Here is a 24,227-nt window from a genome sequence, read left to right as displayed (position 1 = left end):
TCCAGAAATAACCAACATCTACTGATAATCTAGCTATGATAGATGCTTACCTTTATTCACACCTACTTGTTTTTTGAGATAGATTAAGTAAAATGTGCCAAATGTAACAAGGGACTTAGAAGCCTTACATTTTTTAATATATGTACATATTTTCAAATAAATAATTTGTGGTTAGAAAAATATTACAAAGAAGAGAATACTTTATAGCTCATATTTTCAATCTACAAATGTTCAGTTGTTGATTCCGCAAAAAACTTGAAAAATATGAATAACTCAGGTACATTCACCAAACTACGCCCTCTAAGTTTGTTAAGACAATTATCTAATTGTTCCGACAGTACTTGTTTACAAGTATTGAGTAACTCAGTTTTTTGGTCGATTTACTTAGAACAGGGCAAAATAACTTACGCTACCCATTCCGTGGAACCCTTTGATCGACTAGAACGCCATTTGCGACGCCTCAGCCAGCAAATTCCACTCCTTACTAATGAGGTTCGCATTCAAGTACGGCTGATGTTTGAACCTGACTCACACAGTCAGTTAATCAAAGATGACACTAATTCCAGAAGCCACCCTCCTGAGTATCAGGCTATATCCTGGCTTGTTAGTCAACAACATTTACATTCTACACAAGCAGCAGTGCTGGTTCAAGAATTAGTTAAAGAGGTCATTGAATCATTTTTACTCATCAAGGAAGGTACTTATGAATTAACAGCACCTCTTGAGAGAATGCCAAAAATTTGCAGGCTAGGTGTAGAAAAAATTCTAGAGCATTGCCAAGTAAGATTACAGAATTGGCAGGCTTTTATACCTAAAATTTCTTCTCCATATCAACGTCCATATCTGTTGATTAACAGTAAGTTTGACGAGCAAGATTTACCAAATCTACAGCCAGATTTAATTAACTGGATGAAGGGTTTTAGCCTGTGTCATCTGGCTGTAATTTTGAATCAAGATGAAATTCAACTAGCTCGCAATTTATACCCTTACATCCTTAAGGGTGCGATTATCCTCCATGAACCCGATCCGCCATTTGATAAGTTACCAAAGATTTTTGAGGAGCGATCGCTTTTCTCAAAATTGATTTCAGGGTTAGTTGACACCAAAGAAGAACTAAGTAGCACTGTCAATTCTTACCAAAATATTCCTGAAGAGAAAATAGTTCCTGTTCAGCGATTACCACAGATTTCTACTCCTCCCAAAGAAAACTTTCAGGAACCAACAATATCAAATAACATAAATTCTGCTTCCCAAAGAGTAACGGCTGCTACTGTAACAGTAAAAAAAGTCCACAAAATTGTTTCTGTAGATGATAGCCCTACAATTCTTAAAGAAATTAGTTATTTCTTAGAAAATGAAAATTTTTCTGTAGTGACTATTAACGATCCAGTGAAAGCAGTTTTGTCAATTATAAGGCACAAACCGGATTTAATTTTGTTGGATTTAAACATGCTAGGAATTGATGGTTATGAGTTGTGCCGGATTATACGAAATAATTCCCTATTTAAAAATACTCCTATTATCTTTGTCACTGGGAATAAAGGGATTGTAGACAAAGTAAAAGCGAAATTAGTTGGGGCTTCTGGATATCTGACTAAACCGTTTACCCGCGCCGAATTACTGAAAATAGTCTTTATGCATTTGACTTAAATTAACTACTCCAATGAGTTTTTACTGCACATTACTTTGTGCAATAATCTACACATGATTACTAATCTCGAAATTGACGAAAACTTAATTAAGGAAGCTCTCGAACTTGGTAGTCATCCAACTAAGGATGCTGTTGTTGAAGAGACATTACGAGAGTATGTACAGCGTCGAAAACGACTGAAAATTCTGGAGCTATTTGGTACGATTGAATACGACGATGATTATGACTACAAGCAACAGCGCCAGAGTCGATGAAAGTCATTGTTGATACTTCAGCCTGGTCTTTAGCTCTCAGACGCAAAAACTTCACTCTAGCAGAAAACAGAATAATTTATTAAGTCTGCTTTCTGGCTCAACTAATAATAAAATTTTTGACTATGGAGTATAAAAAATGAAAAGTGTAGTAAGCGCAGCAGTTATATTAACATTGATTGGTGGAGCAAATTGTCTTCCTACCTATGGACTCTTATCAAATATCAAGCCTTCAAGCATAGAAGTTAAATCAATTGCTCAAGGTAATCCTCAACAATTGATGGCTAGAGTTGGAACTACTTTAAATACTTCATTTTATCTTAGATATGGAAGGACAGCTTACCTCCCCACTGAAAATATTGAAATCAAATTTTCAAAAGTTATCCAGGATTCGCGGTGTCCTTCTGATGTAACTTGTATTTGGCAAGGGCAAGTTATTATTGGATTAGACATCATAAAAAATGGTCAGCAAGTTTCAACATTAACGCTAACCCTTGTCCCAGGTCGTGATGCTTTACCAATTCAATTTTTAGATAAGTATTCGGTTAAATTGATAGGGGTTTCCCCGTACCCAAATAGCAAAAAGGCGATCGCACTCAGAGACTACATTGCTAAAATTGTTGTTAGTAAACCGTAGATGACCAACCTTTGACAGGCTTTTGTCTGAAACAAAACACCCGGATTTTTCACAAGCGAGAAATCCGGGCGTATGTGGTTTAAGGTCAAAATCAACCAAATAAAAATAAAGTCTTACCTCTCTGCGTAGATAGATTCTCAGTATTTACATAATTTTTACATTGCCAGTCTAACGTAGTAGGATTGTTCAAGTGAAAGGGTACGCCTTGCAAGGCGAGTAGCCATCGATCGCTAGCAGGCACCCTAAAATAAGAACAAAAGACGATTCCTAAAACAAGCACACTCCATGCGTATTTCTCTAAATTGGCTGCGCGAACTAGTAGAGATAAAACTTAGTCCAGAAGAATTAGCCGAAACCCTGACAATGGCGGGGTTTGAGGTAGAAGAGATTGAAGACCGCCGCACTTGGGCAAATGGCGTGGTGATCGGCAAAGTGCTTGAGCGTCAACCCCATCCCAACGCCGATAAATTGAGCGTTTGCCAAGTTGATATCGGTACAGGTGAAACTTTAAATATTGTCTGTGGCGCTGCCAATGTGAAGGCAGATATCTATGTGCCTGTGGCAACTACGGGTACTTACTTACCCAAAATAGATTTAAAAATTAAACCTGCAAAACTACGTGGTGTGCCATCTCAGGGCATGATTTGTTCTTTAAAGGAACTCGGTTTGCCCACCGATGTCGATGGAATTCATATTTTTACCCAGGAAAATTTACCATTGGGTAGTGATGTGCGGCCGTTGTTGGGTTTAGATGATGTAATTTTAGACCTAACCGCAACTGCCAATCGCGCTGATGCTCTGAGTATGGTAGGCGTAGCCAGAGAAGTAGCAGCTTTGACGGGTGGAAAGTTGAGCATTCCTGAACCTGGTGAAGTCTCTATTCCCAAAAATACCGGAAATTTAACTTTAAAAATTGCCGATACCCAAGCTTGTCCTGCATACATCGGTACGGTAATTGAACAGGTGAAAATTGCTCCATCTCCTGAATGGTTGCAACAGCGTTTGCGGGCGGCTGGGGTACGTCCCATTAGTAATGTGGTGGATATTACTAACTACGTTTTGTTGGAATGGGGACAACCATTGCACGCCTTTGACTGCGATCGCATACAATCTGTTGCAAGTAGCCAAAATTTAACCATCGGCGTTCGCTTCGCCAATAATGGAGAATTCTTAAAAACCCTAGATGGACAAACTCGCACCCTATCAACCCAAAATTTGTTAATCACTGCTAACGACAGACCCGTTGCACTGGCGGGAGTCATGGGTGGAGAAGAAACAGAAGTCCATGAAGGTACTCAAAGCCTAGTTTTAGAAGCAGCTTTATTTGATTCCGTGGCAATTCGCCGTTCTTCGCGCAGTGTTGGGTTAAGAAGTGAGGCTTCTGGCAGATACGAACGGGGAGTTAACCGGGCTGAGTTGGAAATAGCCAATCGCCGCGCTTTATCCTTAATTAGCGAATTAGCTAGTGGAATTCTTGTCCAGCAGGAAATTGCCGACACCCGCCCCGATCCATCTACCTGGAGTCGTTCTATCGCCCTGCGTTTAGACAGAGTTAATCAGATATTGGGGCCAATCGAATTGGAAGAGGACACAGGTGAACTCCAAGAACAAGATGTTGAGCGCATCCTGACTGCATTGGGATGTAAGTTAACTCCTTCAGGAGAAGATAGCAGCCATCAACCCACATGGTCTGTCTCTGTTCCACCTTATCGTTACCGCGACTTAGAGCGAGAAATTGATTTAATTGAAGAAATCGCCCGTCTCTATGGCTACAACAAATTCTGTGATACTTTACCAGAAAAAGCGGAAGCTGGTTATCTACCTTTAGATCAAGAACTAATTCGCAAATTACGAGCTTTCTTGCGGGCTGAAGGATTGACAGAATTAATCCATTATTCTTTAGTCAAACCAGGAGAAGACAGAAATATAGTCCTGTCAAACCCCTTATTTGTCGAATATTCAGCGCTGCGAACCGATTTGTTATCTGGGTTAATTGATGCCTTTCAATACAATTTAGAGCAGGGTAATGGTGCGCTGAACGGCTTTGAAATCGGGCAAATTTTCTGGCGAGAAGAAGATGGTTTGCAAGAAACAGAAGCCCTGGCGGGAATTATCGGAGGCGATCGCACTTTAGGTAAATGGTCAAAAAGTGGACGCGAAGAACCCATCACCTGGTTTGAAGCCAAAGGCATTTTAGAAAGTGTATTTCGGCAACTTAGCTTGCAAATTGAATTTCAACCCGATCGCCGCGACGATCGCTTACATCCAGGACGCACCGCTTCTCTGTGGATTCGGGGTAACAGACTGGGGATTTTTGGGCAACTCCATCCCCAACTGCGACGAGAAAAAGGTTTACCAGATTCCGTCTACGTTTTCCAGTTGGATCTAGATGTGCTTTTAGATTCGCTAGAACAAGATGAAGTTCTCGTCCCCACATTCCAGCCCTATTCTACCTATCCAGCTAGCGATCGCGACATCGCCTTTTTCGCACCAGTGAAAATCTCAGTTTCCGAAATTGAAAAAGTAATTACCAAAGCTGGTAAAGATTTGCTCGAATCGGTGGAATTATTTGATGAATATCGCGGTGAAAATGTCCCTGAAGGACAGAGGAGTTTAGCATTCCGCTTAATTTATCGGGCTAGCGATCGCACTTTGACTGAGGCTGAAGTCGAACCAGTACATAATAAAGTCCGCGAAGCCTTGGTGGAAAAATTCGGCGTCAACTTGAGAAGTTAGGAGTAAATACGGGAACAGGTTACAGGTGACAGGGTACAACAAAGAAAAACTATTCCCTGTAACCTGTACCCTGTAACCTATAAACTGAGATTTTAAATTTTTAATTGATTAACCATGCCTAAATATATACTCTGGGGAACTTACTGCGAAGACGTTATCGAAAAACGCACCCCCCACCGTCAAGCTCATTTAGACGGATTAGCAAAACAGAAAGAATCTGGTGTGCTGATTACTATCGGCCCCACCAAGGATGTTACAAAAATTTTTGGGATTTACGAAGCCGAAGACGAAGCCACTGTGCGCCAGTTAATTGAAAACGATCCTTACTGGAAAAATGGCATCTGGACTGAATATTCAGTCCAAGAATGGATTCAGGTTTTATAAATTGGTGTTGGGCATGGGAAGATGAACTTGGAAGTTGAGCCTCTGAACTCGGAAGTTGAGCTTTTGAACTCGGAAGTTGAGCCTTTGAACTCGGAAGTTGAGCCTCTGAACTCGGAAGTTGAGCCTTTGAACTCGGAAGTTGAACCTCTGAGTATGAAATTTGAACCTCTGAACTCGGAAGTTGAGCCTTTGAACTCGGAAGTTGAACCTCTGAGTATGAAATTTGAACCTCTGAACCTAAAAGTTTCAGTTTTAACTCTCATCGATCTCTCCCATCCCTCCATGCCCCATGCCCAATGCCTCATGCCCACATAATTATGAAAATTTGGCAGGTTGATTTTTATCGTCGTCCCTCACAAGATGCGTCTGGACAAATTTTATGGGAATTGTTGATTTGTGACGCAACTCGTAGCTTTGAGTATGAAGGTAGCTGTCTCCAGTCAGAAGCAAATTCTAATTGGGTTGCGACTCAACTTGAGCTAGCTGCTGGTGAAAAATTGCCAGATGTAATTCAGGTATTTCGTCCTCAGTCTTTAAGCTTAATTGAAGCGGCTGGACGCAACTTAAGTATAAATGTCGAACCTACCCGCCACACCTTGGCATTAAAGCAGTGGTTACAAGAAAAGCAATATCCCTCAACGTTAGATAAACCACCCCCAACACCATTACCAGAAAACCTTTGGGGAGAACAATGGCGTTTTGCAAGTTTAGCTGCTAGTGATGTAGAAACGAGATTTAGCGATCGCCCCATTCCCATTTTGCACATCCCAGAACATCTCAAACCAATCAATTTGGGTTTAGCATCAACAGTCCCCGTTCCTGGTGTAGTAATTTATGGTGGACGGCAATCAATGCGCCTAGCACGGTGGTTGCAGCAAGCCCGTCCCGTCAGCTTGAACTACATTTCTGGCGCACCGGATGGCTTAATATTAGAAGCTAGCTTGGTGGATAGATGGATTGTTGCCACATTTGAAGATCCAGAAGTTACAACAGCAGCCCAAGCATTTGAACAACGCAAAAAGCATTGTCGAGGATTGCATTTTTTGTTAGTTCAACCCGAAGATTCTGGTATGACTTATAGCGGCTTTTGGTTATTGCGGGCAGAAAATTGATATTAATTGCCAAACATATTTGTCTGCTTAATTTTTATAGCTAAAGAAATCGACTATAGAGATAAAAGTGAGGCGGAGGCAATGAACAAATTAAACTATTTCTTCCTGCTTTTGACTTAAATACATCGCAATTCCTTTCTCGTAGTAAGCTGCTTCATTAATAAAAATAGGATAAACAGTAGACGCTCCTTCATAGAAAATATCTTTCCCTTCAAAAGTCAGAAACATTGGATCGCCTGGATGCAAAGGTTCATAATCCCTAAACTGAAGCTGGGGGTGAATCATGGCTTGAATTTCCCCGCGTAGGCGCAGCCCACCGTAGGCATCGCTTCTAGGATAATCGACAGTTCCAATGTATTTATAAAGTGTAAGGTGGTTGCTTGTCTGCGGAATATTCCCCTGATTGCACCTTTCAAAATAATCTAAAACTGCATAAATAAGCTGTTCTGTTTCTTGAAATAATTCGGCGTTTAAAACATTTTGAGCCACAGCCCCAACTTCTATAACAAAACCCAATTCACACAAAGAACGGAGAAAACCATTTTCTTTGGATTCCTGATTAATACAGACTTTCACTAAAGGATTAATAGAACTTAAATAAGCGCCTAAGCGAAGTAAGAAAGGATGCATATCACAAAAAATCAGAGTTAACCCCATATTGGCAGTTGTGCTGTGCAAATCAACAATTACATCTACAAAGGGCTGATTTTGCGGTTGCAATATCTGTTGAATTGCTTTTGCCCGCATATCTTCATAACTTGAGAGTTGGGGATTTTGTAAGCCTTGATTAGTGAAACAACGATTTAAATCTTTTTCAATGTATCGTTTGCCTTCTTCAATAGCTTTGAGATTGCCAAGTAATGCCAGAGTTTCAAAACTAGCCCTGTTAATTAAATTAGGATATTGCTGAAACTTTTTGACTAAATGTACTCCTGTTAACTCATTACCGTGGTTTCCTCCAACGATCGCAACTCGTTCAATCTGACTCATAACAACCTCACTGGCTCCCCTACGGTTATTGAGAATAGTGCAAGATACAAGATAGAAGTATAACTGCTGCTGACTAAATCTTGTGAGAGACTGACGCGATATCTACGACGGGCTACGCCTACGCACCATGTTTAAGCAAAAATATGATAACTGTTAAGCTGTTAGCTTTAGCACAAAATGGGGAGGAAATTTATGGAGTATAATTTTCAAGCGCTCGCTGAACTTTACAAAAACGCTCTCCTCAACGATGTCCTCTCTTTTTGGGAAAAATATTCTCTCGATTGGCAGCAAGGTGGCTATTTTACTTGCCTAGATCGCGAAGGCAAAATTTATGATACAGACAAATTCATCTGGCTGCAAAATCGCCAGGTGTGGACTTTTTCGATGCTTTACAACCAGCTAGAAAAGCGCGAAAATTGGCTAAAAATTGCCAGCAACGGCGCTAATTTCCTCGCCCAACATGGCAGAGATAGCGATGGTAACTGGTACTTTGCCCTCACCCGCGAAGGTAAACCACTGGTTCAACCTTACAACATCTTTTCTGATTGCTTTGCGGCGATGGCATTTAGTAAATATGCACTCGCTGGCGGCGAAGAATGGGCAAAAGATGTGGCGATGCAGGCTTACAACAACGTATTACGCCGCAAAGATAACCCAAAGGGCAAATATAATAAAACCTATCCCGGCACACGCCCAATGAAATCATTAGCTGTACCGATGATTTTAGCCAACCTGACTCTAGAAATGGAATGGTTGCTACCAAAGGAAACACTAGAGAATGTCCTAGCCGAGACAGTCCGCGAAGTGATGACCGATTTTCTCGACCAAGAACGGGGACTAATGTACGAAAATGTTGCCCCTGACGGTTCCCACATCGATTGTTTTGAGGGAAGGCTGATTAACCCAGGTCACGGTATCGAAGCGATGTGGTTTATCATGGACATTGCGCGTCGCCAAAACGACACCAAAACTATTAACCAAGCCGTTGATGTGGTGCTAAATATCCTAAATTTTGCTTGGGATAGCGAGTACGGCGGACTGTATTACTTTATGGATGCAGATGGTCATCCCCCACAACAATTGGAATGGGATCAAAAGCTGTGGTGGGTTCACCTAGAGTCTTTGGTTGCATTAGCGATGGGCTATCGGTTGACAGGGCGTGAGGCGTGTTGGGAATGGTATCAAAAGATGCACGATTACGCCTGGTCACACTTTGCTGATTCCGAATACGGTGAATGGTTTGGCTACCTGAATCGACGTGGAGAAGTATTGTTGAACCTCAAAGGTGGCAAATGGAAAGGATGTTTTCACGTACCGCGTGCATTGTATCTTTGTTGGCAGCAATTTGAGGCGATCGCTACTCCTTTGCAATAGACTTATTACAAAAATTCATATTCATAACCACAACTGAAGCTGTCGTTACCACAGCTTCAGTTTTAGTAACAACAGCTTTAAGGTTACTTATAAATGCTTCTGTTGTAGTAACGACGGCTTAAGTTATTGCGATGCCTGCGGCGGTAAACAACGCAGTCAGTTTAATCTTTGTTAGTGTACAAGTAATATTGGAAAGATGTCTCATGAATGTTGTGACACCTAAGCGATTTACCATCGCTGAATACCATCGATTGATTGAACTCGGATTTCTGACAAAGGGCGATCGTATTGAATTAATTCGAGGGGAACTGATTCAAATGACAGCAAAGGGAACACCTCATACAGTTTGTAGTTCTATCCTGTGCCGTCAATTGGATCGGCTTTTAGGCGATGGAGCAGTCATCCGTGGACAAGATCCTATCACCCTTCCTAATCAAAGCGAGCCTGAGCCGGATGTTGTCATTGCAAGAGGAAGAGATGAAGATTATCTCGCTCATCATCCCTATCCTGAAGATATTTTCTTAGTGATTGAAATTTCGGATAAAACTATAGATTACGATCAAACAATCAAGTTGTCATTGTATGCAGAAGCCGGAATTTCTGATTACTGGATTGTAAATTTGCCCGCTCGTCAACTTGAGCGTCATAGCCAGCCATATCAGAATGCTCAAAGTAAGTTTAGCTATCTCAGTAAGCAGATTTCTTTATCGAATCAGTCAGTAGCAATTCCTGGATTTGAAGATGCATTATTAGACTTGAATCGCTTGTTTCCAGAGAGTGCTAATGAATGATTTTCGCTCGTATCCTAAAGTGAGTTAAGCTATTTATGCTTTTGCGATAGACCTTACCTAATAATCTGGGCAGGAAGCAGAAAGTATGAAATTTATACCAATTATGCTAACAGTTTTCCTGTGACTCTGCCAGAACTTGACTGGCTAACTCATGAAATTAGCGATTGGCTTGGCTTACCAATTACTAGAGAGTAAACTACAAACTAAATTCAGCTGCGCCGTCCTCATCAACTTCTGCATCCTTACCCACACCAGTAGGTTTAAATTTAGAGCCATGAATTAATTCACCAAACGCAATTCCTGGATTTTGGTGAAGAATATTCAGCACACTCATAAAATCCCGCACAATTTCCCCTGGTGTCAGTAATGCTTCTGCACCCAAGCGATTAATAATTTCTTGCACAAACTCCTTCAACTCACGATTTGTCAAAGTCTGTTCATACCCAAAATTAAGTGCATGAATCTCAGCTAAACGTTGCAAAAGCGTCAATATTTCTGCCTCACTCAACGGATTTAGCCGAATCACTGGCCCTAAATGTTCCTGAACATTAGCTTGGGCAACAAAACGACTTTCTTTTGTACGTCTTTGCCAAGCTTGGTCTGCAAAAAGTCCGCGTTTGGGGTCTTCTAAAAATTTAGTTGTTCCACCAACAACAATGCCAAGATGTTCTGCTTTACATTGCATGGTGTCGTTAAACATTGCGAGGAGTCGATTATAATTCTTTTCTCGTGTGACTGTAGTAGATATTTGATATAAATGTACGGCTTCATCAACTAGAATTAACAGTCCTTTATAGCCAATCTCAGCGACAAACTTCGCAAACAGTTTTATATAGTCATACCAACTATCATCATCAATAATTACACGCACTCCTAAAGCTGCTTTCGCCTCAACTTTAGTAGTAAATTCTCCCCGCAACCAACGCATTGCTGCATTTTTTAAATTATCATCATCTAATCGATAGCCACGCCAATAAGCGATAATCACGCTACCAAAATCGAAGCCGTGAACTAAGTCTTCAATATACTGAACTACTTCCCTAATTTTCGATTCAACTTGGTCATCAAAACCATCGTCATTGGGACGCATTTGAGTTTCTTTAACCACTTCTTGTTGAATTTTATTAATCCATCCTTCTAAAATCGAAACTAAAGCACCACCATCAGGACGAGTTTTTGTAGCTAGGTGGCTCATTAATTCTCGATAGGTAGCTACACCTTCATGGTTGCTTCCAGCTAATCGGCGTTCCGGGGATAAATCAGCATCAGCTACTACAAAACCTTGCTCCATAGCTCGGTTACGAATTAGTTGTAATAAAAAACTTTTTCCTGAACCGTAGTTACCAATTATGAAGCGAAATGCTGCGACACCTTCTGCAATATCATCGAGATTTTGTAATAGGCTTTTTAGTTCTTTTTCTCGACCTACTGCTATATATTCAACTCCCACTCTTGGTACTACCCCTGCACCAAGGGAATTAATTAAAGCAGTGGAGATTTTCTTCGAGATTTTGAGCTTTGCCATGTATTACACTTCACTTTATTCTAAATACAGAAGCACGCGGTAAGTAGGTAAGGTACATCACCTTACTACTAAATCTTACGACGGCAATAATAATTTAATTTGACGAAGTATGTCTAGCCATGAGGCCTTCATACATCGCAATCATTTTTTTAACATCTGTTATATGCTCCTGATAAACTTTTGGACTTTCCGAATCAGAATTGATTATTAATTCCCCAATAGTATCATTTGCGCGTTCATTTATAGAATCGATTAATAAATTTGGCATAGTGATATTTGCTTCGGCAATTTTTTTAATAGCACTATTGGGATTATCTTGTTCAACTATAGCTTTTAATACTTGTAACTCATATCCTGGAATATTTTCGAGAAAATTAGTCCATTCTTCGGAGATGTTTTCCGATGTCTCAACTTCCGAATTGTCAATAATACCTGAAGATTCAATTATTTCCGAAAATGGAAATAACTCAATATCATCTTCTTGGAAATTATCAGAGAAAGGCTCTGGATTCAATGTTTCTACTTGTTGTAGTAATTCCCATACTTGATTTTGTAATGAGTCTCGTTCTTCTTGCAATAATGAAACTTGTCCTTGTAATTGCTGTAATTCAGCTTTTTGTTCTGCTAGTTGGGTTTGTGAAGAATCAAGAATAGCTTGGATATTTTCTCTTTCGGTTTTCGTGGCTACAAGCAATTGATTATTTTGGGTTGTCTCAACTTCTAGCTCTTGAATTGCAATTCGCAGTTCGTATAATTTTTCTTCTAATTGGGGTTTGAGTCTGCCTAAAAGAGTTAAATTATTTTCAACTTCTTGTTTCTCGTGTTGTAGCTCGGAAATTTGACTTTGCAATTGAGTGATTTCAGCACGAGATACATTACAATTTGACTCTAAACGGCGCTTTTCTGCTGTGAGGATAGAAAAAGCATTGTTCAATTCATTTTGATTGTTCTGCAAATTATGAATTTCAGTTTGCAGGCTACTAACTTCTGTTTCTAGTTGCTTCTTTTGTCCGGCAAATGTTCTTAATTCTCGATGTAGACTATCTCTTTGACTACGGCTTTCTATGACTTGATTTTGCAACTGTTGTGATTCAGCATATAGTAAATTATGATGTTCTTCAATTTGATTTATTTCTCTGACAACACGAGCCTTTAATTCCTCCATATCTTTAATTCGCTTGCGCAGAGAACCTAAAACATATATTTCATAATTTCGGCGCCGCTTGTCTATGAATAATGCTGTTGTATGGATAGTAACGGCAGTAATTACACCTGTGAGAAAGGCTTTATTAAAATCCCAGCTTGGGACAAGGCTAAGACCAAAACTCACACTAAAGGCAACTATCACTAGTATAAATCGATTGCTGATCGTTACTGATTGCATATTGCTGGTTTTTAGCGTAGTAAAATTATTTGAATAAGTAGCTCTCATAGTAATTTATAATTCGTAATTCGTAATTCGTAATTAAATAACACATATAAAATACTTAATTTAAGTGGTTTGTAATTCATTGTTTTGTTTGGTTAGTCAAGATATTTTTCCCAGATTTGGTATCAGAATTGTTATGAACTATTTAATTTTAGTTAATATTGCATAACATTGTTCTGTGAGTTACAAAAAAGCGCAATCATTAATGAAACAATTTTAATGTTAAGTGTTGGATATGTTTTTATTTGCATGAAAAAGTGTTAAATCTGCTTTTAAAAAATCAACAAACTGCCGTGCTGTACGTCCAGAACGACCATTATGACGAGTTGCCCATTGTAATGCCTGAAATTCTAAATCTTCTTGGGTAATATTAAGTTCAGCTTGTGCCACTAGATGTTGTACAATTTTTAAATAAGTTTTCTGATTGGCTGGTTCAAAAGTCAAAGTTAAACCAAAGCGATCGCTAAACGAAAGCTTCTCCTGCATCGTATCCCAGGCATGGATTTCCTCGTTATCCTTGGGAGTCGGTCTATCTACAAAAAACTCCCGAATCAGGTGGCGGCGATTGGAGGTAGCATACACAACTACATTTTGAGGCCGCGCTGTTAAATTACCTTCTAAAACTACCTTGAGGGCTTTAAAGGCATCATCATCTTCTTCAAATGAAAGGTCATCGACAAAGATAATAAATTTTTGTGACACACCTCGTAAATGTTCCACGATTTCTGGTAAGTCTTTTAAATCAGATTTTGCCACTTCCAATAAGCGGAGGCTGCGATTACTATATTCATTCAACAAAGATTTCACTAAAGAAGATTTGCCAGAACCGCGACTACCGTAAAGTAATACATGCAGTGCCATCTCTCCTGATAATAAAAACTCTGTATTTTTCAACAAAGCATCTTTTTGAGATTCATAACCGACAAGGGCACTCAGCTTAATTTGGTCAGAATACCGGATACCGATAAACTGCCCAGATTGCCATCGCAAAGCGCGATATTCTGCAAATAAACCAGAGCCACATTGCCGATAATAAGCTGCTAAATCTTCTACAGCATCACCCCAATTATCTAACTCTTGTAGATATGTAGTGAATTTTGTCTCTACTCCTAGCAATTCTTGCTCTTTATACCACACTACTGGTGAAATCGGCATATAAGCTACGTCTTGTACCCACTCGCTTAAAGAAGCGCTGCTACATTCATAGAGACTTTGCAATATTTGTAAATCATGCTGAACTGCTGTTACTAAAGCTGAGGGCAAATCTTCAAATCCTCGGACTCCCGCCAGCCTTGTAAAGGGATTCTCACAGAAGAGAAGTTGAGTAATTAAATAGTCTTCCCAGTTTTGATTTCTAGCAGCTAAAGCATGGAAGTAACTGCCGTAGGCTTGGAGACAGCCTCGTGCATCGGTGTTAGTGTAACGTATAGCTTGCAACAGTTCCAGAAACGCCATCCCGATTTCACCTTGGAGAACAGACTGGTACAGTAAAAGTGATGCTGCTTGGCGCTGGAGATATTGAACCTTTGTATATAAGGAAGTACTTGCCATTGGTATCGCTAGATTATTTATCAATCAACTGTGTGGTATAGCTAAATAGCTATGGTAAATTGTCTGCTGACCCTGGCAGTAAAGTCAAAGTCTACATAGGTTTTAACAATGAATTTAGGTATAGTTGCTGCTTTGGCCTACGGCATATTAGCGATTGTTGGTGGGGTTATTGGCTACATTCAAGCTACAAGTAGAGTTTCACTCTTAAGTGGTAGCATTAGCGGTTTATTACTAATACTTGCCGCTTACTTTCAACTCCAAGGACAAACTTGGGGTGCGATTTTAGCAGTCTTGGTTACTGCTGTTTTAGTAGTTGTCTTTGCATTTAGACTGGCAAAAACACACAAGTTTATGCCTGCGGGATTAATGACAATTTTGGGTATGCTGGCATTGGCGGTGATGGTGAATCAATTTGTGGCTTTAAGGTAGCATTAGTCTCTCAGCAATAACCACCCTCCTGTGTTTTTGGTATGGCATGACTTTCCCTGCTTTGAATTATATTAGTACATTTATATTACTGTGACTTGTTACCCTTGTCTTTGAAAAATGCCCTGTTTCAAGCTTGACAAAAGTACACTTACATAAGATGCGCTCATGTAGGCTTTATTTGCGATCGCCCATAGTCATCTACAATATGTAGGTGACGAAAATAACGTTACAATCAGGTTTCCAGACATCAATTCTGAAAATTAAATCAAAAAATAATTACTAATTGCTAAAAAACTCCGGTTTTTTTGGCTTTGTGATGATAAATAAAAGTAATAGTGTTGAATGTCATGCTTCGTATCGCGAAGGATTACTCAAATTCTTCGCTGCTTTGAGGATGACTACTGAACATCAAACAACATCTGCTACCAATCAGTTTTTTTTGCTGGGGATGCTTCTTTGCCACAAAAAAAGGCTTTACCACAGAACTTACTCTAGATGTATCTAAGTAACTATGCTGAGAAAGTGTAAAGATGTCACGGTATCTGGGAGCCAATTTTAAAGGAATTGCAAAGGACTTGGTGCCATTTTGGCAGGTTTTTCTCCCAAATATGAGATATTAGTAGATTGTAGAAATCTTTATTGTTATTCACATCTCTCTTCTTGCATTAGTTCCTATCTACTAAAAACTCTTAAGACCAAGCAAATTTGACACGATAAGTTTAAGTAATTTAATGAAGTAGGAAATAATACATGGTATTATCACTGTCTTCTCATAACGTTATCCAGTATCTGCAAGACGCGGGTCTGTGTAGCTCAGAAGATGGCCCATCAGACAAATCTGAGTTGCCAGCATGTAGTCAGAACAATTTCAATTTACTAGTGACTTTAGCAGATAATCGCCAACTGCTCGTAAAACAAGAACGTAACATTAACAACAATGACGGCGCGCCTCATGAATTGTTTCAGGAGTGGCTGTTTCACCAGTTGCTACAACAGTTTCCAGTTCTAGGTAATACTTCGGCAATCGCGCCATTGGTAGTGCATTTTGACGAAGAAAATTCAATTCTTGTCCGTAGCTACTTGAATGAATATCTAGAGCTTGCGACATTGTACCACAACAATGATATTTTTCCACAAGAAATTGCCTCTGCCATCGGCACAACTTTGGCGGGACTGCATCGCGCCACCTACAACCGCCGAGAATATCGGGATTTTATGGCAACTGCTCCCCAAGGAGAGTTTCGCTACGGGTTTTACAATCCAGCTCAAGGGGTAGGGTCGATTGGGCCAGAAATTTTTGGGACTGTTCCCACGGATGCACTAAAATTCTATGTTCTCTATCAACAATACGAGAGTTTGGAATCTGCGATCGCAGATTTGGCATATAGCTGGAATCCTTGCTGCTTAACTCACAACGACCTGAAATTGAACAACATTTTGGTTCATTCCAGATGGGAGCAATTAGACAATTGTCTTATACGACTAATTGACTGGGAAGCATGTTCTTGGGGAGACCCAGCCTTTGATTTAGGAACTTTACTGGCAAGCTATTTAGGAATTTGGCTTAAGAGTCTGGTAGTAGACCCCACCATTGAGTTAGAAGAATCTCTACATTTGGCGTTAACACCGTTAGAGATTTTACAACCTTCAATTATTGCCTTAATTAGGGCTTATATAAATGCTTTCCCAATGATTTTGGAATACCGCAGTGACTTTATTTCGCGCGTTATCCAGTTTGCGGGGCTGGCACTAATTCATCAAATTCAGGAGATGATTACGTGCCGGAAACACTTTAATAATGTTGAACTCTGTATGCTGCAAGTAGCTAAAAGTTTACTTGTAATGCCAGAGCAAGCTGTACTGACCATTTTTGGGATATCAGAGTCAGAAATCCTGAATCCTGTGGCAAAGATTCATAAATTTCCTCAGCCTGTGAAAGAGCAGCAGTTACTTCGGATTTATTACGAAAAAACTCGGCTACGTGGTTGTTAGCAATCGGTAGCAGAACAATTTAAAAAGAACACACAATTCTGAATTCTGTCTTCTGACTCCTGAATTCTATTTTATTAAAGTTTGATTTCTGAATTGATTAATGCTAAATTCCTCTATCAATCAATCGCTAAATTCTCTATTTGATATTGCTCAGAATATCCAGATTGAGTCTAATTTTTGTATTTACCATCCCAATTATCAACCCTTCGCTCTGCCAACTAAAATAGCCGATAGATTTCAGCAAAATTCCGTAGATTTACAACAGAAGTATCTCACTCTCCTGCTGCGAAATTTTCTCTATGGAATCTATTACAATGGCTCCCTACAAAGTACTTTGGCAGTCAATACTGATAATACTAATCAACCGCAAAAACATAATTTAGCAGATAATTCTATTTTGGAGATTGACTGGAACTTTTACGAACAACTGCACGCCAGTAATCACGGCATAGGTTACTTTGACCCTCGATGGCAGGTGTTGCGGAAAGAACCTGATGGGACTATGGCTGTGACTAAAGGCGGTTTAACACTTTATGTTGAGCCAGATTGCCATTTAGAATCCAGTAAGAAATCTACCAAAGTGGGTGATATGGTAGCAATCTGGATGCCCAAAAATCGACTGCAAAATGGCTGTTACTTAGCAGTTAGCAATTTTGGACAGGAACGGCAAAGCAACCCAGACGCCGATTTAGGAGCAGGACGAATCTACTTTAACTTTACGGCATCTGGTGCGATCGCTCTCATGGAAAGCTTGACGCTGCAACTAAATGCAGCCTCGATTCCCTTTAGCTTTCAAGTTCTCCACAATCCCAGTGCATACGGACGCTATGATTCGGGGCTACTTTACTTTGAACTCCCCGACTATCCAGCAATCCGCGCAATCCTTCAGACTGTTTATATCGAAAATCAATCCCATTTCCAGCCCGAAATTCCTTTGTTTACCAAATTTTTAGCTCCAGGGTTAGGTTTAGCTGAAGAACCAACCCAAAAATTTGCGGCACAAGAAAGTTTTGGGATGAACCGTTGCCAAATCGTTGCTAATGCTTTGTTGGAGGCTTGGCAAAAAGGTAAAAATGCGATGGAGGAACGGATGAGGGTTATTGACCAACATTTTGCGCGACACTTAATAGATTTGCAGCGTCCTTATCTGAACCCTAGTTCTGAGGATATATATAAGCCGTTAAATTGATGGGGAGTGAGGAAAGAGGCAGGGAGCAGGGGAGAAGTTGCAGTAAGTTTTTCCCCTCTGCTCCTCTGCCCCTCTGCCTCTTCTCCATGCCCAATTCAAAATTCTACAATTACCGGCACATGGTCGCTAGGTTGAGTTAACTTTCTCGGCGCGACATCAATAATACAGCTTGTAGCGCGCTCATAGAGGATGGGCGTCAGATAGTGATGGTCAATTCGCCAACCTAAGTTACGACGAAAAGCAGCAGAGCGATAATCCCACCAACTATAATTTCCACCTTCTGTGGTGAATTTGCGGAAAGCATCGGCAAATCCCAGTTTCAGAATATCCCGTAAGGCTTGGCGCTCTGTTTCTGTGGCCATAATGTGATTTTCTGTACTCACTTGCTCGTGAATATCCTTATCTTCCAAGGCGATATTGAAGTCGCCGCACACACAAATTGCGGATTCTGACAATACCAGCAATCGCAAATACTCGTGTAGCGCTGTCAACCAGCGCAGTTTGTATTCGTATTTCTCCGTTCCTACCGCTGCGCCATTAGGAACATATAAGTTTACAATCCGCACACCATCAATTACACCTGTAATCACGCGCTTTTGCTCGTCCCATTCATGGTGTAAATCTGGCAAAATTGCCCTAAACCCGCTACTGACATTTACGAGTGGCTGGCGGCTAATCAGAGCTACACCGTTATAAGATTTTTGTCCTGACATATAAAGGTTATACCCTAACTCCTCAAAAGGCGATCGCGGAAATTCAGCATCCACAACTTTGGTTTCTTGCAAGCAGAGAACATCAACGGGATTTAGGGTTAACCAATCGATAACCTGTTCAAGGCGAGTGCGAATTGAGTTGACGTTCCAAGTAGCGATTTTCATTAGTTAATTATCAGAATTTTTGTAAATTACTAATTACAAATTATGTAATTATTGTACAATTACTTAATATTTATATTTTCTGTTATCTTTCCCAATTACCTTTAAATGAAGCTTTAATGACTTGATCCCATTGAATATTTTAGTATTGTCAGCTACCAAATATTCAATTTTGTAAGTTCTGCTACAAAACATTCTACCTCTTTATGATCCCCAAGACAGATGCAACAAATAATAGATTAGCTATACGGTTAGAAGTGTAGCTCAGAGTTGACTTTTGCCAATAGTCAATTAGATTTGTTGGTAGAAAATTTGCGGTACGGTTAACCGTTATTGCGCTTTTGATAGCCTGTTAGGTTAATTTAAATGTCAAAAGAGTAAGTACAAATGCTCTTTACTCATAAAATAATGATCTAGCTCATTAATATTGAGGACAATTTCATAGACTGAACCAGAAAAACTTATGAAAATCGCTCAAGTTGCCCCCTTATGGGAAAGGGTTCCACCTCCTAATTATGGAGGAATAGAATTGGTAGTGAGTCGCTTGACTGATGAACTTGTTCGTCGCGGTCATGAGGTAACTTTATTTGCCTCTGGTGATTCTCAAACTTTGGCTCATTTAGAAGCAGTTTATCCACGTGCATTACGCTTAGACCCAAATGTGAAAGAGTATGCAGTGTACGAAATGCTAGAACTAAGCCAAGTTTACCAGCGTGCCGACCAATTCGATATCATCCATTCTCATGTAGGAATTTCGGCATTACCTTTAGCGAATTTGATAACAGCAACTGCTACAGTCCATACCCTGCACAATAATTTTACAACTGACAACCGTCACGCATTTAGCTACTACCAAAAGCAACCATACATCAGCATTAGTAATTCCCAGCGTCAAATCGATCTCAATTATGTTGGCACGGTTTATAACGGAATTGAGCTAGCAGATTACCCATTTGTAGCCCAACCTTTACAACCTCCGTATTTAGCGTTTTTAGGTCGTTTTTCGCCAGATAAAGGCCCGCATCATGCGATCGCCATTGCTAAACAAAGTGGTTGGCGCTTGAAGATGGCAGGAAAGGTTGATGCAGAAAACTCGGAGTTTTTTGAACAAGAGATTGCTCCCCACATAGATGGTCAGCAAATTGAATATCTCGGTGAAATTAACCACGCCCAAAAAACTGAACTTCTGGGCAATGCTGCGATAACTCTTTTCCCCATCAGCTGGCAAGAACCTTTTGGCTTAGTAATGATTGAATCAATGGCAACTGGTACGCCAGTAATTGCCATGAATTTCGGCTCCGTACCTGAAGTTATTGCCCACGGTAAAACAGGTTTTATCTGCAATAGCTATGCAGAAATGGCGGCAATGATTCCACCAGCTTTGGAACTCAATCGTCAAACCTGTCGAAAACATGTAGAAAACAACTTTAGCGTTAGCCAAATGGTTAACGGATATGAAGCTGTTTACAGACAAATTATTAAAGACCGCATAGAATCGAATGGCCGCATTCATGCAGCTAACATTCAGTTTTAATCAACTGCTTTTTTGACTTAAGTTTAAAACAACAATTTTTTTAAGGAGGACATTGGTATGAGTACGAGAGCCAACACTTGCCCATGCTGCGGTGGTTCCCTCCTGCGTCATGCCCGTCATGGTGAACTATACTGGTTTTGCCTGTCGTGCCGACAAGAAGTACCACTGTTAATTGCTGCTACTCGCCTGCCTAATGTGGAAATCAGGAACAGCGGTGTGCTTCCCCAGCCAGCGGTGAATAGCTAGTTTTTCAATGTATAAAACCTACTAAAAATCAATACTGATTTAGTTTAAACCTATCAATAAGACCCAACTGGTAAAATCGGATGGAGCTAATTAATAGGTTTAAAGTTTTGTTAGCAGCGTTACTTTATGGTCAAGAAGATTTACGCCTAGAGGAAGTTTCTGACCCCACTCCGGCGGCTGGCGAGGTTGTAATCCAAGTAGGGGCAGCAACAACTTGTGGTACAGATTTAAAAGTCTGGCGGCGTGGTGGTCATGCCAGAATGCTGATACCGCCAACGCTGTTTGGTCACGAAGCGGCTGGGCGAATTGTTGCCTTGGGTGCTGGGGTGACAAATTGGCAAGTAGGCGATCGCATCGTTGCGAATAATTCTGCACCATGTATGAAATGCTTTTTTTGTCAACTTCAAGAATATTCCTTATGTCCAAATTTGACCTGGAATAATGGGACTTTTGCCCAATACTTGAAAATTCCTACACCAATAGTAGAGCATAATTTGTTGCAGATTCCCGATGAGTTGCCGTGGGAATTGGCAGCGATGACGGAACCTTTAGCTTGTGTGTTGCATGGTGTAGCCCGTTCTAATATTAAGCCAAAAGATAAAGTAGTCGTGTTAGGAGATGGAGCAATTGGGCTGATGTTTGTGGCGGCGTTGAGTAAGAAAGCTGAGGTTTTGCTGTGGGGAGGTAATAACCACAGACTAGAAATTGGTCAGAAATTGGGTGCAACCCAGACCTTTAATTATCATCAAATTCCAGAGATTCCCAGTGTAGTGAAAGAACTTACCCAAGGATGGGGTGCAGATGTAGTAATTGAAGCCACTGGTGTCCCAAGTGTTTGGGAAACTGCGATCGCTTGTGCCCGTCCTGGTGCAACAGTCAACTTATTTGGTGGATGTCCGCGGGATACCAGCATTACTGTGAATACAGAACAGCTACACTATAGCGAACTTACCATCAAAGGCGTGTTTCATAATACACCAGAGTATGTGCGATCGGCCCTTGCACTCATAGCTAGTCGTAACATTCCCTTTGAGTTACTTATTAGCGAACAACGACCATTAAAAGATTTAGAACAGGTGTTTTCTGATATGAAGGCGCGTAAAGTAATTAAGGTAGCAATGATTCCTTAATTTTTTGCAGGGTACAGCAGATGATCTGGATCTAGCCAAACAATGTAGAAAATCTCGTCAATAAAGAACCCATGAACCCTACCATGTTCATTTGAGGAGATGGAAAACTGATATGGTATGTCAACTAATTGTTCTTCATTTGGCAAACCAAATGCCCTCTCGCTGGTATCTTCCCACTTGATGGGATGACACCTGAGCGTACTGCTACGATTTACTAACAACTCTTGAGCCGTTAGGCTAGATAGAGCTTTTACCCGATCGAGCAAGGTCAGCCAGTAGATTATTTCTTTTTGGCTACAAGAAAATTTGCTGTTACTGTCCTGATAATATTTAAACGAAAAGCTGATGCCTTGAGTTGGCTTCAGCTTTGTTGGTCTAATGCCTGATATGCCGTCTTTGGCAATCTCAGTCTTCTTAATCCTTTTCTTCGACACGAGATCCGTAATACTCCTTCATCCACTGTTTCTGAATAACTTCGTTGGAAGCTTCATCAAGTGGTAGATTTCCTCTAGCCAAATTCCAGGGTGTCTCGGCATGAGTCATCTGCTCTAGTTCATAACCATCACAAGCAAAGTATTCTTGTGCAACCTCATCTAGAAACTCTTGAACCTCTTGGGGTAATTCTGGGTTAACATCTTCTAAAATTGGTTGCCATCCAAAAAGCCTATACTTCTGGTACAACGCAGGTATCACAGGGCCATGTATCCAGGCTTGAAAATCCTCTGGGAATAGAGGAGTGTCATTGAGTGCAAGATGCCAAGCCTGAGCGTAGTACACAAGCTTTTGCAGCTTTAGATTACTGATAAAAGAGCCTGTTTCATTTGCTAACCAGATAAAGTAATCTGCTACGTTAAAACATGACAACACTACAACCACCCCCTTCAGTATGCTAGATATATGCTAGATAATAGTTAGCTTTTATTTGCTCTAATACATCACCTTACAGAGTTATCACAGCAAGAGCTAGGAAGAATTTTTCTGCTTCTTATAGTTTAATTGAGCGATCGCTATAATTGCATCTCTACCAACTAATAACTAAATCCTTATGGCAAACACTATTTCAATTACCGATTCTCTAGTTCCTAATCCCGTTCCTAAATCAACAATTATTCGTTTGGAGAATATCTTTAAAATATATGGCAGTGGCGAAACTGAAGTCAAAGCACTTAACGATGTGAATTTGACTATCCACGAGGGCGAATATTGTTCAATTATGGGGCCTTCTGGTTCAGGTAAATCCACAGCTATGAATATTATTGGCTGTCTAGACCGACCCACAGGTGGACATTATTACTTAGATAATATTGATGTGGCGCAAATGGATGATAAATCTCTGGCACACATCCGTAATAAAAAGCTGGGTTTTGTCTTCCAACAATTCCATTTATTACCCCAACTCACAGCATTAGAAAATGTGATGCTACCAATGGTTTATGCTAGTGTGAGTCCGAAAGAAAGAAGCGATCGCGCCATAGAAGCTTTGACGCGAGTAGGTTTAGCAAATCGCCTTAACAACAAACCAACTCAACTATCTGGCGGACAACAACAAAGAGTAGCGATCGCGCGGGCGATCGTCAATCGTCCTGTAGTACTCCTCGCTGATGAACCCACAGGCGCACTTGATTCGCGCACAACCCAAGAAGTCTTAGATATTTTTGGCGAACTCAATGCCAGTGGAATCACAGTTGTCATGGTGACACATGAACCAGAAGTTGCCCGTCAAACCCAGCGCATCGTTTGGTTCCGTGATGGTCAAGTAGTACACTCCAACCTCACCCCAGCCGACTTGAATCAGTTGGCTGTCTCGTAGGTTCTTAAAGTCCGCAGAGGCGGACTTTAGTTTGTGTAGGCGCAACTTCTAGTCGCCAAGGAGGATTACAAACTTGATGTTTTCCCAGTTTCTGCTTGCGTTGCGATCGGTTTAACATCGGTGTAACCCACTTCACCAGCTATTGTCCGAAACACTGACATTTGCTCTTCAAAATCTAGTCCTTCAATTTCCGAAAGCAGATCCTTAATTGCCTTACTTGCCTGGTAGCTAGCTGGCATTCCCACCACCGTATCCCCCATAGCTACCGCCCAAGCATACCAAACTAGCAGCTGGTTATTTTCTTTGATCGCCCCATAAGCACGAGAATATTCTGTGTCTTTGCGGTTAACAATATCCCGCATAATTTCTAGTTGCTGCTCATCGGATAATTTAAAATAATCTCCGAGCAGAAGTGGTGCTAACTCTGGTTCAGCCGCAGCTGGCGCAGCTGGCGTGATCGAATCACCCATTTTTTCATAAACAAAATAGAACCAGGCTAATTTGGCATCGGTATCTAAGGCGTTAAACTTATCCACCAGGACTTACGCAACTGGCACAAATAGCGGGCGGGGCTACACCCCGCCACGCAAC

24 protein-coding genes are annotated in these 24,227 nt (G+C 40.6%); 16 read left to right on the top strand and 8 right to left on the bottom strand.

The window, feature by feature from the left end; all coding sequences use genetic code 11:
- Positions 1–264: 264 nt before the first annotated feature.
- The 7 genes from ACM0OX_RS27470 (at position 265) to ACM0OX_RS27440 (ending at position 6,771) form a co-directional block, all read left to right on the top strand.
- Positions 265–1,650, top strand: a complete 1,386-nt coding sequence (locus ACM0OX_RS27470) for a response regulator (RefSeq protein WP_414518135.1) — start codon at positions 265–267, stop codon at positions 1,648–1,650.
- Between the two features lie 54 nt (positions 1,651–1,704).
- Positions 1,705–1,905, top strand: coding sequence for a type II toxin-antitoxin system VapB family antitoxin (locus ACM0OX_RS27465; protein WP_414518133.1), 201 nt, complete (start codon positions 1,705–1,707; stop codon positions 1,903–1,905).
- A 136-nt stretch (positions 1,906–2,041) separates the two neighbouring features.
- Positions 2,042–2,539 (top strand): hypothetical protein, encoded by a 498-nt coding sequence (locus tag ACM0OX_RS27460; protein WP_414518132.1) that lies wholly within the window; start codon positions 2,042–2,044, stop codon positions 2,537–2,539.
- A 285-nt stretch (positions 2,540–2,824) separates the two neighbouring features.
- Entirely contained in the window at positions 2,825–5,275 is a 2,451-nt protein-coding gene (gene pheT, locus ACM0OX_RS27455; RefSeq protein WP_414518131.1) for a phenylalanine--tRNA ligase subunit beta, read from the top strand.
- Positions 5,276–5,389: 114 nt separating this feature from the next.
- The gene (locus ACM0OX_RS27450) at positions 5,390–5,659 is read left to right on the top strand and encodes a YciI family protein (RefSeq protein WP_414518130.1); all 270 of its coding nucleotides are present in this window, start codon (positions 5,390–5,392) and stop codon (positions 5,657–5,659) included.
- Between the two features lie 21 nt (positions 5,660–5,680).
- A complete protein-coding gene (locus ACM0OX_RS27445) occupies positions 5,681–5,974 on the top strand; it encodes a hypothetical protein (RefSeq protein WP_414518128.1) in 294 nt (97 codons plus the stop codon).
- Positions 5,975–5,976: 2 nt separating this feature from the next.
- Entirely contained in the window at positions 5,977–6,771 is a 795-nt protein-coding gene (locus ACM0OX_RS27440) for a Tab2/Atab2 family RNA-binding protein (RefSeq protein ID WP_414518127.1), read from the top strand.
- Positions 6,772–6,861: 90 nt separating this feature from the next.
- Here ACM0OX_RS27440 and ACM0OX_RS27435 read toward each other — a convergent pair whose 3' ends face one another.
- Positions 6,862–7,761, bottom strand: coding sequence for an aspartoacylase (locus ACM0OX_RS27435; RefSeq protein ID WP_414518126.1), 900 nt, complete (start codon positions 7,759–7,761; stop codon positions 6,862–6,864).
- Positions 7,762–7,953: 192 nt separating this feature from the next.
- Here ACM0OX_RS27435 and ACM0OX_RS27430 point away from each other — a divergent pair, with 192 nt between their 5' ends.
- Positions 7,954–9,135 (top strand): AGE family epimerase/isomerase, encoded by a 1,182-nt coding sequence (locus ACM0OX_RS27430; RefSeq protein ID WP_414518125.1) that lies wholly within the window; start codon positions 7,954–7,956, stop codon positions 9,133–9,135.
- A gap of 203 nt (positions 9,136–9,338) precedes the next feature.
- Positions 9,339–9,926, top strand: a complete 588-nt coding sequence (locus ACM0OX_RS27425; protein WP_414518123.1) for a Uma2 family endonuclease — start codon at positions 9,339–9,341, stop codon at positions 9,924–9,926.
- A 196-nt stretch (positions 9,927–10,122) separates the two neighbouring features.
- On the opposite strand, the gene ACM0OX_RS27420 is transcribed toward ACM0OX_RS27425, so the two are convergent.
- The 3 genes from ACM0OX_RS27420 to ACM0OX_RS27410 form a co-directional block, all read right to left on the bottom strand.
- Complete coding sequence (locus ACM0OX_RS27420) at positions 10,123–11,451, bottom strand: ATP-binding protein (RefSeq protein WP_414518121.1); 1,329 nt, start codon at positions 11,449–11,451, stop codon at positions 10,123–10,125.
- A 94-nt stretch (positions 11,452–11,545) separates the two neighbouring features.
- Positions 11,546–12,835 carry a tellurite resistance TerB C-terminal domain-containing protein gene (locus tag ACM0OX_RS27415; protein WP_414518120.1) on the bottom strand — a complete coding sequence of 430 codons (1,290 nt, stop codon included), beginning with the start codon at positions 12,833–12,835 and terminating at the stop codon, positions 11,546–11,548.
- 267 nt (positions 12,836–13,102) lie between these two features.
- Positions 13,103–14,431: an ATP-binding protein gene (locus ACM0OX_RS27410; RefSeq protein WP_414518118.1), complete on the bottom strand. Its 1,329-nt coding sequence runs from the start codon at positions 14,429–14,431 to the stop codon at positions 13,103–13,105.
- Between the two features lie 108 nt (positions 14,432–14,539).
- Between ACM0OX_RS27410 and ACM0OX_RS27405 the strand changes: the two genes are divergently transcribed.
- From ACM0OX_RS27405 to ACM0OX_RS27395, 3 genes are all read left to right on the top strand, one after another.
- The gene (locus ACM0OX_RS27405; RefSeq protein ID WP_414518116.1) at positions 14,540–14,860 is read left to right on the top strand and encodes a TMEM14 family protein; all 321 of its coding nucleotides are present in this window, start codon (positions 14,540–14,542) and stop codon (positions 14,858–14,860) included.
- Between the two features lie 750 nt (positions 14,861–15,610).
- Positions 15,611–16,852: a phosphotransferase family protein gene (locus ACM0OX_RS27400; protein ID WP_414518115.1), complete on the top strand. Its 1,242-nt coding sequence runs from the start codon at positions 15,611–15,613 to the stop codon at positions 16,850–16,852.
- A 100-nt stretch (positions 16,853–16,952) separates the two neighbouring features.
- Positions 16,953–18,041, top strand: a complete 1,089-nt coding sequence (locus tag ACM0OX_RS27395) for a T3SS effector HopA1 family protein (protein ID WP_414518113.1) — start codon at positions 16,953–16,955, stop codon at positions 18,039–18,041.
- Positions 18,042–18,136: 95 nt separating this feature from the next.
- On the opposite strand, the gene xth is transcribed toward ACM0OX_RS27395, so the two are convergent.
- Entirely contained in the window at positions 18,137–18,919 is a 783-nt protein-coding gene (gene xth / locus ACM0OX_RS27390) for an exodeoxyribonuclease III (protein WP_414518111.1), read from the bottom strand.
- 460 nt (positions 18,920–19,379) lie between these two features.
- Here xth and ACM0OX_RS27385 point away from each other — a divergent pair, with 460 nt between their 5' ends.
- From ACM0OX_RS27385 to ACM0OX_RS27375, 3 genes are all read left to right on the top strand, one after another.
- Positions 19,380–20,450 carry a glycosyltransferase family 4 protein gene (locus tag ACM0OX_RS27385; protein WP_414518110.1) on the top strand — a complete coding sequence of 357 codons (1,071 nt, stop codon included), beginning with the start codon at positions 19,380–19,382 and terminating at the stop codon, positions 20,448–20,450.
- Positions 20,451–20,507: 57 nt separating this feature from the next.
- Positions 20,508–20,696: a hypothetical protein gene (locus tag ACM0OX_RS27380; RefSeq protein ID WP_414518109.1), complete on the top strand. Its 189-nt coding sequence runs from the start codon at positions 20,508–20,510 to the stop codon at positions 20,694–20,696.
- Positions 20,697–20,803: 107 nt separating this feature from the next.
- Positions 20,804–21,826 (top strand): zinc-dependent alcohol dehydrogenase, encoded by a 1,023-nt coding sequence (locus tag ACM0OX_RS27375; protein WP_414518146.1) that lies wholly within the window; start codon positions 20,804–20,806, stop codon positions 21,824–21,826.
- Here the strand turns inward: ACM0OX_RS27375 and ACM0OX_RS27370 are convergent.
- Positions 21,823–22,260: a hypothetical protein gene (locus tag ACM0OX_RS27370; protein WP_414518108.1), complete on the bottom strand. Its 438-nt coding sequence runs from the start codon at positions 22,258–22,260 to the stop codon at positions 21,823–21,825. The two genes, ACM0OX_RS27375 and ACM0OX_RS27370, sit on opposite strands and share 4 nt — an antisense overlap.
- Entirely contained in the window at positions 22,241–22,693 is a 453-nt protein-coding gene (locus ACM0OX_RS27365) for a Panacea domain-containing protein (protein WP_414518107.1), read from the bottom strand. The genes ACM0OX_RS27370 and ACM0OX_RS27365 overlap by 20 nt, the downstream gene beginning before the upstream one ends.
- Before the next feature lie 178 nt (positions 22,694–22,871).
- On the opposite strand from ACM0OX_RS27365, the gene ACM0OX_RS27360 reads away from it, so the two are divergent.
- Positions 22,872–23,636, top strand: a complete 765-nt coding sequence (locus ACM0OX_RS27360; RefSeq protein WP_414518105.1) for an ABC transporter ATP-binding protein — start codon at positions 22,872–22,874, stop codon at positions 23,634–23,636.
- Between the two features lie 65 nt (positions 23,637–23,701).
- On the opposite strand, the gene ACM0OX_RS27355 is transcribed toward ACM0OX_RS27360, so the two are convergent.
- Positions 23,702–24,175: an orange carotenoid protein N-terminal domain-containing protein gene (locus ACM0OX_RS27355; RefSeq protein ID WP_414518144.1), complete on the bottom strand. Its 474-nt coding sequence runs from the start codon at positions 24,173–24,175 to the stop codon at positions 23,702–23,704.
- Positions 24,176–24,227: the final 52 nt, after the last annotated feature.

It is taken from the genome of Nostoc sp. PCC 9305, from assembly GCF_963920915.1.
Lineage (GTDB): Bacteria > Cyanobacteriota > Cyanobacteriia > Cyanobacteriales > Nostocaceae > Nostoc.
Note: the sequence above shows the minus strand (reverse complement) of the source record. Positions and strands in the feature narration are given on the sequence as shown.